This is a genomic window from Kitasatospora sp. NPDC043949, from assembly GCF_056435365.1.
The window spans coordinates 65,474-78,448 of sequence record NZ_JBWKEQ010000021.1 but is presented as its reverse complement, the minus strand read 5'-3'; the positions used below and the strand labels follow the sequence as shown (position 1 = coordinate 78,448).

The window sequence follows — 12,975 nt, the reverse complement described above, 5'->3', positions numbered from 1 at the left end:
CCGCTCCACCCCGGATACCGCGAGAATTGGCGCGTACCCGAAACCCTGTCCGCTGGACCCGGCCTTCGGCGTACCCACGTACCCGCGTGCCAGTGGGTCAGGAAGGAGGATCGTGATCAACGGTATCGGCCGAGGTCAGCATCCCCTCGCCCGGAGTTCGGCGCCCAGACGGCTGCTGGACCTGGAGACCTGGACCGCCTCGGGGATCCCGTTGCTGCGCGACCCGCGCGAGTTCGTCGTGGAACTGCACCAGCGCCACCTGCCCCAGCCGGGCACGGTCGTGATCGCCGTCCTCAATGCGCTGCACCACGTGTCCGCCTCGGCCTCGTTCACGCCCTGGCCACACGACACCGACGGCTGGCAGCACCGCAACGCCGTGCTCACGCACCTGCGCCAGATCACCCCGCACGACCTGCGGCTGGCCGAACCGACCCGCACGGCCGTGCTGTTGCGCTGCCGCGAGGGCGCACCCGGCTGGACCGAACAGGACGGCGCCTGGATGTGGGCGCTGCGGGACGCGGCCGTCCTGCACGGCCTGCGCTGCGGCTCGTACATCGGGCTCACCCCGGCGGGCTGGCACGTCCTCGGGGACGGCCGGAGCGGACGCGATCCGCACGCGGGCTCGTGGGCGGACGGGGTGGTGCACACCGTCACGGAACTGCCGCCGCGCTCGGCGCTGGACGCCCCGCGCGGCCAGCGCGCCCGGCACCAGGCGGCCGAACGGGCCCAGCACGCCCGGCAGTCCGAGCACCCGTGGCCCCCGGCGCGGGTCGCCGCCGTCCAGCCGGCCCGGCGCACCGGCACCTGCTGACCCCACTGGTCCCGCCGACACCCACGGGCCGCGGCCACGGGCGACGCCACGATCGCAGACGATGCCACGGCCGGAGCCGACCCCAAGGCCCGACAGCCGACACCAGGACCAGGCACGGGCGCGAGACCAGGCACGGGCGCGAGACCAGCCACGGGTCGGCCCGCGCCCCGGACCGTACGCCCTCGCCGCCACCGGGGCACGACGGACCCGGGCCCGGCACCGTACGGCGCCGGGCCCGGGGTGGCTCCGTCGTGGTCAGGCGCCGATCGAACGGCCGGGCGCGGTTCCGGCCGCCCCGGTGGCGACCGGGCCGGCGTCACCGCAGACCACGAGCAGCGCGGTCGTGTGGCCGAGCGCCTTGGCGTGGGCCTCGGCGGCCCGGACGGCCGTCCCGCCGTTGACCACCAGGACGACCACCTCCCGGTGCACCGGGCGGGTCAGCGCGACGTCCGCGTAGAACACGTCGCCGCCCTCGGCGAGCTGCGCCCAGTAGCGCTCCTCACCGAAGGAGAGTTCGTGCTGCTGCCACGGGTGCGCCTCGCCGACCGTCAGCACCAGGATGTCGCCCGGGTCGCGGCCGGCGTCCAGCAGTCGGTCGACCGCGGCGTCCGCGCGTTCCAGCGCCCGCGCCGGGGTGGCGGCGACGCGCTGGATCTCGACCTGCGGTTCGGCGCCGCCCGAACGGCGCTGCGCCGGCGAGGGCTTGGGGATCAGTCGTGGCGAACCGGAACGGTCGGCGCGCGGGGGTGCCGGGCGCGGCGGTGCCGGACGGGGGCCGGGCACCGGAACGGCGGCGACGGTGGTGGGTGCGGTGGAAGAAGCGCCGCCGTTGGCAGGCGCGCGGAGGGCTTGTGCGTCCGACTCGCGGGGGAAGGGAACGCCGGGGCCCGGGAGGCTCTCGTGAATCTCCGACTCCTCGGGGAAGACAGGCATACCCGGATATCTATCAAATGCCGCTCGAACACGCACGCGCACCCCACCCATTGGGCACCGCACACCCACCGCCCCACCCAGGCAATTCCAGACGGACCGTCAGAAACCGAGCGTCAACTGTTCGTCGGCGGAGCCTTCGACCGCACCCGCGACGTCCCGGACGCGCTTCAGGTGCCGCCACTTCGGCAGCGCGTCCAGGTATGCCCAGGAGAGCCGGTGATGCCCGGTGGGACCGAACTCCTCCAGCGCGGCGCGGTGCACCGGGGACGGGTAGCCGGCGTTGTCCGCGAAGCCGTATTCCGGGCATTCCTCGCCGAGTTCGGCCATCAGCCCGTCGCGGTGGACCTTGGCGAGCACCGAGGCGGCGGAGACGCAGATGCAGGACTGGTCACCCTTGATCACCGTACGCACCCGCCAGGGGCCGCCCAGGTAGTCGTGCTTGCCGTCCAGGATCACCGCGTCGGGCTCGACCGGCAGCGCCTCCAGCGCGCGGACGGCGGCCAGCCGCAGCGCCGCCGTCATGCCGAGTTCGTCGCACTCCTGCGGCGAGGCATGGCCGAGCGCGTAGGCGGTGACCCAGTCGGCGAGGACCGGGGCGAGCGCGCGGCGGCGCAGTTCGGTGAGCAGCTTGGAGTCGGTCAGCCCCTCCGGGGCCTTGCGCAAGCCGGTGACGGCCGCGCCCACGGTGACCGGGCCGGCCCAGGCGCCGCGCCCGACCTCGTCCAGGCCGACGACGATCTTGGCGCCGGCCCGGCGGAGCGAGCGCTCGACGGAGTGCGTCGGCGGGACGATGGGCATCGCGAGTTCCGTTCGGCGGAGGGGCAGCCCGTTCAGCTGGGCAGCATCCAGCCTAAGCCCCGCCGCTCAGCCGCCCGGGCCGGCCGCCGGCAGCCCCGCCCGCGGAGCCGCAGCAGCGGCCGCACTCAGGCGCGGATCAGCGGGTACAGCACCTCGTCCAGCAGCCGGGCCCCGAAGTCCGGCCCCGTGTTCTCCCGGCCGCAGATCTTCACCTGGTAGAGCAGCATCGCCGGGACGACGTCCGCGACCAGCGCGGTGGCCGCGCCGGGCCGGACGTCGCCGCGGGCGGCGCCGCGGCGCAGGATCGCCAGGATGGTCTCCTTGGTCGGCTCGATCACCCGCTGGCCGATGAAGTCCCTGAACACCTCGGCCCGTTCATGGTCGATCTCGCCCATCAGCGTCTGGATCGCGGCGCCCGTAGGGGAGTTCATCGCGCCCATGAACACCTCGATGAGCTGCCGCAATTCGAGATCCGCGGACCCGAGGTCGGGGGTGTCGTAGGGGCGTGGGAGAGTGGCGTCCAGGGCGTCGATGACCAGTTCGTCCTTGGACGCCCAGCGCCGGTAGAGCGCGGCCTTCCCGGTCCGCGCCGCGCCGGCGACGCCTTCCATCGTCAGCCGCGCGTATCCGCCGGAGGTGAGCTGGTCGATCGTGGCCTCGAAGATCGCGTTCTCCAACTCCTTCCCCCGGCGCCGCACCGGCCGTGTGAGGGCCTCGCGGGCGACCCGCATCGGGCAGTGAGCCGCCGGCTCGGGCGTCGTCCCCGGTCCCGCCGCGGGTGACGGGGACGCGTCCGCCGCCTCAAGCGGTCGGGCGCCCGCCCGACCGGTCGCCCGGTCCGCCGTCAGGCGCCGCACCAACCGATCCATCGCCACCATCCTTAGGGAACGCTTGCGTTCACAATCAGGCCCAGGATATCGTCCACATTAGTGAACGATCCCGTTCCTTCCTAGCCCGCGCCAGACCGTGGGCTCACGCCGGACCAGTCGGTCCGCAGCGTACGAAGCACGCAGCCAGGCACATAGCCAGCAGGGGGCACAATCGTGGCTATCTCCGACACGATCAGCAAGAACTCACCACCACAGAGCAGTCAGGGCCGGGGCAAGGGCATCACCCTGACCGTCATCGCGGCCACGCAGTTGATGGTGGTGCTCGACGCCACCATCGTGAACATCGCGTTGCCGCAGATCAGGGACGCACTGAACTTCTCGACCACCAACCTGTCGTGGGTCATCAACGCCTACACGCTGACCTTCGGCGGGCTGCTGCTGCTCGGCGGGCGCGCGGGCGACATCCTCGGCCGCCGCCGGGTGTTCATCTTCGGGACCCTGCTGTTCGGCTTCGCCTCCCTGCTGGGCGGCTTCGCCCAGGACGGCGGGATGCTGCTGGCCGCCCGCGCGCTCCAGGGCATCGGCGGCGCGATCTGCTCACCGACGGCATTCGCCCTGATCGCCACCAACTTCGAGGAAGGGCCGGAACGCAACAAGGCGTTCGGCGTCTTCTCGGCGGTGGCCGGGTCCGGTGCCGCGATCGGCCTGCTGGCCGGCGGTCTGCTCACCGAGTACCTGGACTGGCGCTGGGTCTTCTTCGTCAACGTGCCGATCGCGGCGCTGATCGCGCTCGCCGCACCGCGCTACATCGCCGAGTCCGAGCGCCACGCGGGCCGCTTCGACCTGCCGGGCGCACTCACCTCGACGCTCGGCCTGGTCGGCCTGGTCTACGGGTTCATCCGGGCCGCCTCGGACGGCTGGTCGGACAGCATCACGCTCGGTTCCTTCGCGGGCGGTGTGCTGCTGCTCGCCGCGTTCGTCGTGATCGAGAACCGCACCGACCAGCCGATCACCCCGCTGCACCTGCTCGCCAACCGCAACCGCACCGGCGGCCTGGTGATGATGCTCTGCCTGGCCGCGGCCATGTTCGGCATCTTCTTCTACATCACGCTCTTCGTGCAGGGCCCGCTCGGCTACAGCCCGCTGAAGGCCGGCGTGTCCTTCCTCCCGATCAGCGTGTCGATCATCATCGCCGCGCAGCTCGCCTCCAGCCTCCAGGCCAAGTACGGCCCGAAGCCGTTCATGGCGGGCGGCGCCCTGCTGGTCACCGTCGGCCTCACCTGGCTGACCCAGATGAGCAAGGACAGCGGCTACCTGGACGGGGTGCTCGGCCCCACGGTCATCTTCGGCTTCGGCATGGGCCTGATCTTCGTCCCGGTGATGCTGCTCGCGGTCGCGGGCGTCCCCGGCCAGGAGACCGGTGCCGCATCCGGCCTGCTGAACTCCATGCAGCAGATCGGCGGTTCGCTCGGCCTGTCGATCCTGACCACGGTCTTCGCGCACTACGCCACCGCCGAGGGCAAGCTCCAGCAGCCGAAGTTCCTCCAGTCGGCCACTCCGGACCAGCTGGCCTACCTCCAGCAGCACCACGAGTTCCCGAAGGGCACCGACGCCGCCAACTCGGTCCTCACCCAGGGGATTTCGCACGGCTTCATCGTGGGCGCCGTACTCGCCGGGCTGGCGCTGGTGGTCTCGGTCTTCGTGATCAAGGCCAAGGCCAGCGACCTGCCGAGCGGGGCCTCCGGCGTCGCGATGCACTGAGCCCGACCAGGGCGCACCGCACCACACCGGGCCGACCGGGAGCAGCACGCTCCCGGCCGGCCCGGCCGCGTTTCCCGGCCGCGTTTCCGGGCCGCACACCAGCCCCGCCCCAAACGCACGCCCCCCGAGACAGGCGCAGGCGTCAGGGCCAGAGGTCCTGGTACCTCATCCCGGCCCGCTCGCAGGAGGTGCGCCCCTCCTCCAGCTGGTCCACCAGCGGCCGTTGCGCCAGGATCTCCCGGGCCCGGGCGGCGGAGGCGCTGGTCGCGTACCAGGGCTGTCCGGGGTGGTTCTCCAGCCCGGCGCGGATCAACTGCAACGCGCAGGTCCGCTGGGCGGCGGGGAGCCGGTCCAGGGCGGGGGCGGCGTCCGGCGAGAGGTCGCGGACGTTGCGCAGGTCGATCCGGGAGGTCCGCTCGAAGCGGGCGACGTTCTGCTCGGCGATGATCGCGTCCGGGCCCATCAGCCCGTACACCGCCGCCGCGAGCATGCCGCTGAGGACGACGACGCGGGGCAGCCAGCCCGCCGAGCGGGTCAGCCCGGCGGTGATCAGCAGCAGCAGGACGACGCCGAGCCAGCCCTCGACCACCAGCACCCAGAGCCGCAGCCTGGTCAGTCCGGAGGCGTCGACGTAGAACCACATCCGGCCGAGCGCCGAGGCGACCACGACCAGGGCGAGCACGCAGAGCGCGCCGAGCAGGATCCGCGCCACCCGGCGGTCGGCGGGCGTGCTGCGCGGGGCCCAGCGCTTGGCGACCGCCACCACGACCAGGGTGAGCGCGGTGATCACGCCCAGCTGCCAGAAACCCTGCCGGGCGTACTCGGAGCGGCTCATCCCGGTGTTGCACAGGACGGCGTCGGCGCCACCGAGCACCACCAGGGCCTGGATCACCGCGAAGGCGCCGAACATCAGGTTGAGCGCGACCAGCGGCAGCGCCCACTCCAGCCGGCGGCGGGCCCGGCCCGGCCGGACGACCGTACGGTCCCAGCGGCGGGGCCCGGCCGCGATGTGGGCGAAGCCCAGGGCGGTGAACGCCCCCAGTGCGAACAGCACCGCGCGCAGCGGGAGCCCGCCGAGGTTGAGGCTGGGGCTGAGGCTGAGGCTGCCCAGCAGGTCCGCCATGGCGGCGTCCGCACCGGCGAACAGCAGGCCGAAGACGGTCAGCAGGACGGCGGCGACCGCGAGCGCCTTGAGCACCGGGACGATCCGGCCCCGGTGGGGCAGGCTCCGGCCGCGCAGCCCGTCCCTCAGCCAGAGCGCGCCGGGCGGCAGCTGCCAGAGGACGGCGGGCAGGGGGAGCAGGACGCCCGCCCAGCGGCGGCCGCCGTGCAGCGCGAGCGAGGCCAGGCCGAGCGCGCACCCGATGGACAGCGTCACCGGCCAGCCCGCCTCCCAGAGCGCCGGGATGGCGAGCAGGGCGACGGCGAGCAGGCTCCACACCACCGTCCAGGGCCGGATCCGGCGGCCCGCCGACCGGGCGGCGAGACCGGCCGCGGCAGCGGTGGCCCCGGCGCAGATCAGCAGGTTGACGCCCACCCCGTCGAACAGCAGCCAGGCCGTCAGCAGGCCGGTGAGCAGCGCCAGGAGGAGGACCCGGGGCGTGGCGGCCGCCCTGCGCTCGGGGTCGCTCGGGCGCAGCCACCCGTGGTGCGGCGGCACGGTCACGCCGGACCCCCAATGGGGGCCGGGCGGCGTCGCGGGTCCGGGCTCGGGTCGCAGGTCGGCCGGGGCGGGCGTGGACGGGCCGGACATGAGTCCCCCTCGGTGGTCGGCGGGCATGCGGAAGCCGCCCTTGGGGCAGTCCGCCGTCGGGCGCGCTCGGCGCCGCGGCTGCAGCCGACTGTAGACCATTCTGAACAGGTTCAAAACTTAGTTCTGAACAAGTTCAGAAATCTCGGCCCGCCTTCCCGCCACCGCCCCCGCGGCCCTCCCCCAGCCCTCCCGCGCCTCTCCCGCAGCCTCCCCCAGCCCTCCCGCGGCCCATCCACCACCCCTCCGCTACCCCTTCACCGACCCCGCCAGCAAGCCCCGGACGAAGTACCGCTGCAAGCTGAAGAAGACGATCAGCGGGACGATGATCGACAGGAACGCCCCGGCCGTCAGCAGCTCCCACCGCCCGCCGAAGGACCCGGACAGCTGCGCCAGCCGGACCGTCATCGGCGCCACCTCCGGCGTGCCGCCCGCGAAGGTCAGCGCGACCAGCAGGTCGTTCCAGACCCACAGGAACTGGAAGATCGCGAACGAGGCCAGCGCCGGGGTGCACAGCGGCAGCACGATCGAACGGAAGATCTTGAAGTGCGAGGCCCCGTCCACCACCGCCGCCTCCATCAGGTCCCGCGGCAGCTGGGCGATGAAGTTGTGCAGCAGGAACACCGCCAGCGGCAGCGCGAACATGGTGTGCGCCAGCCACACCGGCGCGTAACTGCCCTTCAGGTCCACCGCCGGGATCAACGTCAGCGACCCCAGGTGCGCGCCGCCGGAGAAGAGCCGCAGCAGCGGGATCAGCGCCATCTGGATCGGCACCACCTGGAGCGCGAACACCCCGAAGAACACCGTGTCGCTCCCCCGGAACCGCACCCAGGCCAGCCCGTACGCCGCCATCGCCGCCAGCACCAGCGGGAACAGGGTGGCCGGGACGCTGATCGCCAGCGAGTTCACCAGGAACGGCATCAGCCCGGTGGAGACGCCGGAGCCGCCCTCGAACAGCACCGTGTGGTAGTTGCCCAGGCCCAGGTCCGGGTGGAGGAAGGCGTTCCACCAGCCGTTCGCCGTCACGTCCTGCTTGGGGCGCAGCGAGGTCACCAGCAGGCCCACCGTCGGGATCGTCCACAGGACGGTCACCGCGATCACGAAGACCGAGGCCAGCGGGCTGCTGAAGGCCTTCCGGACCGGGCTGCCGTGCGGCGCGCTCATCGCGCGGGCCGGCCTGTCGTGCGGTGCGCTCATCGGACCCCACGTTCCTTCCGCAGCTGGACGATGTTGTAGGCCACCAACGGCAGCACGGCGAGGAAGAGGATCACCGCGAGGGCACTGCCCCGCCCGGTGTCGAACTGCACGAAGGACTGCGAGTACATCTCGTTGGCCAGCACCTGGGTACCGAAGTTGCCGCCGGTCATGGTGCGGACGATGTCGAAGGCCTTCAGCGTGATGATCATGATGGTGGTCAGCACCACCACCACCGTGGTGCGGATCATCGGCACCGTGACGTACCAGAACAGCCGCACCCCCTGCGCGCCGTCCAGCCGGGCCGCCTCGGTGACCTCGTCGGGGATCGCCTTGATCGCCGCCGACAGCACCACCAGCGCGAAGCCCGTCTGCACCCAGACCATCACCGCCATCAGCAGGAAGGTGTTCAGCGGCTGCGAGAGCATCCAGTTCGGCGGGTCGTCCCAGCCCACCGCGATGGCGAGTTGGCTCAGCAGGCCGATCTGCGACTGGCCCGGTCCGCGCGACTCGTAGACGAACTTGAAGATGATCGAGGCGCCGACCAGCGAGATCGCCATCGGCATGAAGATCAGCGACTTGTACACCGCCTGGCCGCGCATCCGGTCCACCAGCAGCGCCAGCACCAGGCCCAGGCCGGTCGCCGCCAACGGCGCGACCACCAGCCAGAGCAGCGTGTTGACCAGCACCTTCTGCACCGAGTCGGTGGTGAACGCCCAGCCGAAGTTCTCGCCGCCGACGAACCCGCTGCCGTCGGCGTTCTGCAGGCTCAGATAGACCGTGCGGATCAGCGGCACGACCAGTCCCACCAGCAGCAGCACCGCGGCCGGGCCGAGGAACACCACCACCGACAGCGGGCGGGAGAGTCGGCCCCGGGCCCGGCCCGCGGCGAAGAAGACCAGCAGCAGGATGCCGAGGAAGCCCGCGACGGCGCCGAGGCTGTTGCCGAACTTGACCGCCGCGTCACCCCAGGAGCCGGTGGCGAGCGCGGTGGCCGGTGAAGGGGTTCCAGGTACGGACATGACGGTGCGTCCCTCCTGTTCTGGTGGGAAGGGGCGGGCGGTGCGGGTGGGTGGCCCCGCACCGCCCTCGACAGGTGGTCCTGAACGGCGCCCGGCCGGGCCCGGCACGAGTCCGGCTCGGCGCCCACCACGGCCAGGCGCCCACTGCGGCCGAGTACCCACCACGGCCAGGCGCCCACTGGGGGCGTGCGCCTCGTACGGGCGGGCGGCTACTGCGGCCAGGCGGCGTCGATGTCGGCGGCGGTCTTCTGGATCGACTGCCCCTCGGCGAACCAGGCGGTCAGCGACTTCCACTCCTGCCCGGAACCGATGGCGGCCGGCATCAGGTCGGAGCCGTCGAAGCGGAAGGTCGCCGCCGGGTCGGTCAGCGCGTCCGCCGACAGCCGGTCGATCGGGTCGGTGTACAGGCTCTTGTCCACGCCCTGGTTGGCCGAGACCCAGCCCGTCGCGGTCTTCACCCGGCTGCTCGCCCAGTCCGAGCTGGACAGGTAGTTCTGCACCGCCTGCACCTCGGGCCGGCCGGAGAAGGCGGCCAGGAACTCGCCGCCGCCCTCGACCGGGTTGGGGATCGCCGGGTTCACCGCGGGCAGGTGGAAGGCGAACACGTCGCCGTCCGGGCCGACCTTGGTGCCCTTGGGCCACTGCGCCTCGTAGAACGACGCCTGCTGGAGCATGGCGCACTTGCCGGTGAGGACCGGCGCGCCCGCGTCCTGGAAGGTGGTGGTGGCGATCGACTTGACGTCGCCGTAACCGCCGTTGACCCAGGCCGGGTTCTGCATCCAGCCGGCGACGGTCTTCATCGCCGTGGTGATCTTCTCGTCGGAGAACTTCACCTGGTGGCCGACCCACTGGTCGTACACGTCACCGCCGTACGTGCCGAGCACCACCTCCTCCAGCCAGTCGGTGGCCGGCCAGCCGGTGGCCGTGCCCGAGGCGATGCCGCCGCACCAGGGCTTGGCGCCACCGGACTTGGCGATCCGGTCGCTGAGCGCCATCAGGTCCGCCCAGGTCTTCGGCACCTCGTAGCCGCCCGCCTTGAAGGCCTTCGGCGAGTACCAGACCAGCGACTTCATGTTGGCGCTCATCGGCGCCGCGTAGAAGGTGCCGTTGACCGAGCCGTAGGTCTTCCAGATCGGACTCCACCGGTCCTCGTTGGTGACCGTCTGGGCGGGCGGCTTGACCACCTTGCCGCTCTTCACCATCTGCGCCAGCAGGCCCGGCTGCGGGATGATCGCGAAGTCCGGGGCGTTGCCGCCGGCCACCCGGACCGGCAGCTGGGACTCGAAGTCGTTCGAGCCCTCGTAACTGATCTTGATGCCGGTGCACTTGGCGAACTCGGCCCAGGACTTCTCCAGGTTGTCCGACTCCGGACTGAGGATCGAGGCGAACATCGTCACCGTGGTGCCCGAATGCCCGGCGTACGGCTGGTACTTGGCACAGTCGCCGGACAGCGACGGGACCGCCGCGTCACCCCCGCCGCCCGAACCGCCGGAGCTGTTGGAACAGGCCGCGGTCAGGGCCAGCGCCGCGAGCAGGGCGGGTACGACGGCCAAGCGGCGGCCGGAACCGCGATGACCGGAACTCCTGGACGGCGCGGTCGGGTTGAGGGTCAATGCGGTCCTCCTCGCCAGGGCGTGCTGCCGACGGTGGGCTGAACAACATCGCGCTGTACCGGAGACGGGCGTGCAGAGATCGCGAGCGGGCGACGGACGAACCGATCCGATGACGTTAACGCAGCCGCCAGCCGCCGCCAAGGTCCACGTCGACCTTCATCCGTCGACACCCCGACCGAGAGCTCCGCCCCCGCTCGACAGCACGACGGCCCCGCCCGGAAACCCGGACGGGGCCAAGCATCTTGACCGACTGTCAGTACGGCCGGACCGGCAGCACCTCGATCGCCGTAGTGGCGATCACCTCGGCGGCCTCCTGAGCCGGGAAGGGGCAGCCGTGCTCGCCGTACGGGTAGCTCAGGCGCGCCCGGTCGCCCCCGGCCGGGCGGCCGTCCGGCCCGCGCGCCGCCGAACCCGCCGGTTCACGCCAGCACCCCCTCGACAGCCCGCCGGACGGCCTGCGGATCCAGTCCGTGATCGACGATCACCCGGGCGCCGAAGCCGTCCCCCTCCCGGAGGACCCCCAGCAGCAGGTGCCCGACCGCGATCTGACCGGACTTGAGCCGCAGCGATTCGCGCAGCGACAGCTCCAGCGCCTTCTTCGCCCGGGCACTGAACGGACTCCGGCCCGCCCTCGAATCCAACCTGAACCAGCCCCGCCGCTTCGGCTCCTCCTCGGCCGGCGCGTCCAGCGCGCCCTCACCGAAGGCCGATTCGACCGCGGCCCGAACGGCGTCCAGGTCCACTCCGATCGAGGCCAGCGCCTGCGTGTCGTCCCCCGGCCCGAGCAGCCGGACCACTGCCCGCCGGGCGGCCCCGTGGTCCAGCCCCAGCCCGATCAGGACGCCGGCGGCCGGGTCGTCCGGCCGGGCCAGGATCGCCAGCAGCAGGTGCTCCGTCCCGATGCGGTCGTGCCGCAGCTCCCCGGCCTCCTGCTGGGCCGCAGCCACCACCTGCCGTGCCGGGTCGGTGAAACGCTCGAACATCGTTCAGCCTCCGTCCTGGTCCTTGCCGGGCCCGCGCCGGGCGTACTTCTTGTGCACCGCCTGCCTGGTGACCCCGAGGCAAACCGCGATGTCCTGCCAGGACCAGCCCCGCGACCGGGCGTTGCCCACCTGCAGGCCTTCCAGGCGGTCCGCCAGGTCGCGCAGCGCGCGGACCGCCCGGAGCCCGACCGCGGGGTCACGGCTGCTCGCCGCGGCCGCGAGTTCTCCGCTCTCACTCATGGCGTCAACTGTGGTTGACAGTTGCGGCGATGTCAACCCTGGTTGACATCAGTGGTCGCCGAACCGCTCCGCCAGCACCTCCTCGAAGGTCCCCCGGCCCACCTTCCGCTCCGGGGTGAGGTTCCCGCCCGCCCGCAGCGCCCGCCCCGAGGCCCCCGGCACCCGCACCGGCAGCAGCACCCGCCGCCGACCCGACGCCCGCAGGTAGGCCTCGGCCAGCTCCCGGTACGGCCGCACCCGCGGCCCGCCCACCTCCGGCGCGTACCCGGCCGGCCCCTCCCGCACCAGCTCCGCCACCCGCACGGCCACCTCCCGCACGTCCACCGGCTGGACCCACGCCCCGCCCGGCACCGGGAACACCGGCAGCCGCGCCGACACGTCGAAGATCCTCAGCAACAGGTCGTGGAACTGCGTCGCCCGCAGCACCGTCCACCCCAGCCCCGACTCCCGCACCACCCGCTCACAGGCGAGCTTCGCCCGGTAGTACAGGATCGGCACCCGGTCGACCCCGACGATCGACACGTACAGCAGGTGCCGCACCCCCGCCCTCCCGGCCTCCGCCACCAGCGTCCGGACCGCGGCCACGTCCTTCCGCCCCACCGTGGTCGCGCAGTCCACCACCACCTCGACCCCTGCCACCGCCCCGGCGACCCCCTCCCCGGTCACCAGGTCCCCGACCACCCACTCGACCCCCGCGCCCCCGCTCCGCACCCGCCGGCTCAACCCCCGCACCGCCACCCCGCGCGCGACCAGCAGCCGCACCACCTCCCGTCCCAGAACCCCCGTCGCCCCGGTCACCAGCACCGTCCCCATCACCACACCACTCCTCCCGCCGAACGCCGTCACCCCTACCGACCGCCCACCGCCCCCATCCGTGACATCGGCGTCCGCGAAGTGCCCGGACAAACGAGAAGAGGGGGGGGGGGGGAGGGGAGGGGCCCCCCCCCCCCCCCCGGGGCCCCCCCCCCAGGGGGGGGGGACAGGAGGGCAAACGGAAAAGAGGCATGGAGGGGAAGAAGGGGAGGAGGGTGGTGTTTGCT

At 72.6% G+C, this 12,975-nt stretch carries 12 protein-coding genes; 2 read left to right on the top strand and 10 right to left on the bottom strand.

Annotated features, from left to right (window positions below; all coding sequences use genetic code 11):
- Nucleotides 1-112 precede the first annotated feature (112 nt).
- The gene (locus AC07AL_RS19195) at nucleotides 113-811 is read left to right on the top strand and encodes a hypothetical protein (protein WP_363584530.1); all 699 of its coding nucleotides are present in this window, start codon (nucleotides 113-115) and stop codon (nucleotides 809-811) included.
- Nucleotides 812-1,066: 255 nt separating this feature from the next.
- Here AC07AL_RS19195 and AC07AL_RS19190 read toward each other — a convergent pair whose 3' ends face one another.
- From AC07AL_RS19190 to AC07AL_RS19180, 3 genes are all read right to left on the bottom strand, one after another.
- Nucleotides 1,067-1,744 (bottom strand): hypothetical protein, encoded by a 678-nt coding sequence (locus AC07AL_RS19190; RefSeq protein WP_363584532.1) that lies wholly within the window; start codon nucleotides 1,742-1,744, stop codon nucleotides 1,067-1,069.
- A 99-nt stretch (nucleotides 1,745-1,843) separates the two neighbouring features.
- Nucleotides 1,844-2,542 carry a ribonuclease HII gene (locus AC07AL_RS19185; RefSeq protein ID WP_363584534.1) on the bottom strand — a complete coding sequence of 233 codons (699 nt, stop codon included), beginning with the start codon at nucleotides 2,540-2,542 and terminating at the stop codon, nucleotides 1,844-1,846.
- Nucleotides 2,543-2,667: 125 nt separating this feature from the next.
- Entirely contained in the window at nucleotides 2,668-3,219 is a 552-nt protein-coding gene (locus tag AC07AL_RS19180; RefSeq protein ID WP_478317825.1) for a TetR/AcrR family transcriptional regulator, read from the bottom strand.
- Between the two features lie 366 nt (nucleotides 3,220-3,585).
- Here AC07AL_RS19180 and AC07AL_RS19175 point away from each other — a divergent pair, with 366 nt between their 5' ends.
- Nucleotides 3,586-5,133, top strand: a complete 1,548-nt coding sequence (locus tag AC07AL_RS19175) for an MFS transporter (RefSeq protein WP_380336374.1) — start codon at nucleotides 3,586-3,588, stop codon at nucleotides 5,131-5,133.
- Nucleotides 5,134-5,275: 142 nt separating this feature from the next.
- Here AC07AL_RS19175 and AC07AL_RS19170 read toward each other — a convergent pair whose 3' ends face one another.
- From AC07AL_RS19170 to AC07AL_RS19140, 7 genes are all read right to left on the bottom strand, one after another.
- Nucleotides 5,276-6,799: a DUF4153 domain-containing protein gene (locus tag AC07AL_RS19170; protein WP_478317824.1), complete on the bottom strand. Its 1,524-nt coding sequence runs from the start codon at nucleotides 6,797-6,799 to the stop codon at nucleotides 5,276-5,278.
- 333 nt (nucleotides 6,800-7,132) lie between these two features.
- A complete protein-coding gene (locus AC07AL_RS19165) occupies nucleotides 7,133-8,080 on the bottom strand; it encodes a carbohydrate ABC transporter permease (protein ID WP_350880131.1) in 948 nt (315 codons plus the stop codon).
- Nucleotides 8,077-9,099 (bottom strand): carbohydrate ABC transporter permease, encoded by a 1,023-nt coding sequence (locus AC07AL_RS19160; RefSeq protein WP_363630341.1) that lies wholly within the window; start codon nucleotides 9,097-9,099, stop codon nucleotides 8,077-8,079. Before AC07AL_RS19160 ends, AC07AL_RS19165 begins: the two co-directional genes overlap by 4 nt.
- A gap of 209 nt (nucleotides 9,100-9,308) precedes the next feature.
- Entirely contained in the window at nucleotides 9,309-10,712 is a 1,404-nt protein-coding gene (locus tag AC07AL_RS19155) for an ABC transporter substrate-binding protein (RefSeq protein WP_363623216.1), read from the bottom strand.
- A gap of 419 nt (nucleotides 10,713-11,131) precedes the next feature.
- Complete coding sequence (locus AC07AL_RS19150; RefSeq protein ID WP_363584546.1) at nucleotides 11,132-11,695, bottom strand: Clp protease N-terminal domain-containing protein; 564 nt, start codon at nucleotides 11,693-11,695, stop codon at nucleotides 11,132-11,134.
- 3 nt (nucleotides 11,696-11,698) lie between these two features.
- Nucleotides 11,699-11,935 (bottom strand): RNA polymerase subunit sigma-70, encoded by a 237-nt coding sequence (locus tag AC07AL_RS19145; protein ID WP_363584548.1) that lies wholly within the window; start codon nucleotides 11,933-11,935, stop codon nucleotides 11,699-11,701.
- Nucleotides 11,936-11,983: 48 nt separating this feature from the next.
- Complete coding sequence (locus AC07AL_RS19140) at nucleotides 11,984-12,748, bottom strand: SDR family oxidoreductase (RefSeq protein ID WP_478317823.1); 765 nt, start codon at nucleotides 12,746-12,748, stop codon at nucleotides 11,984-11,986.
- Nucleotides 12,749-12,975 lie beyond the last annotated feature (227 nt).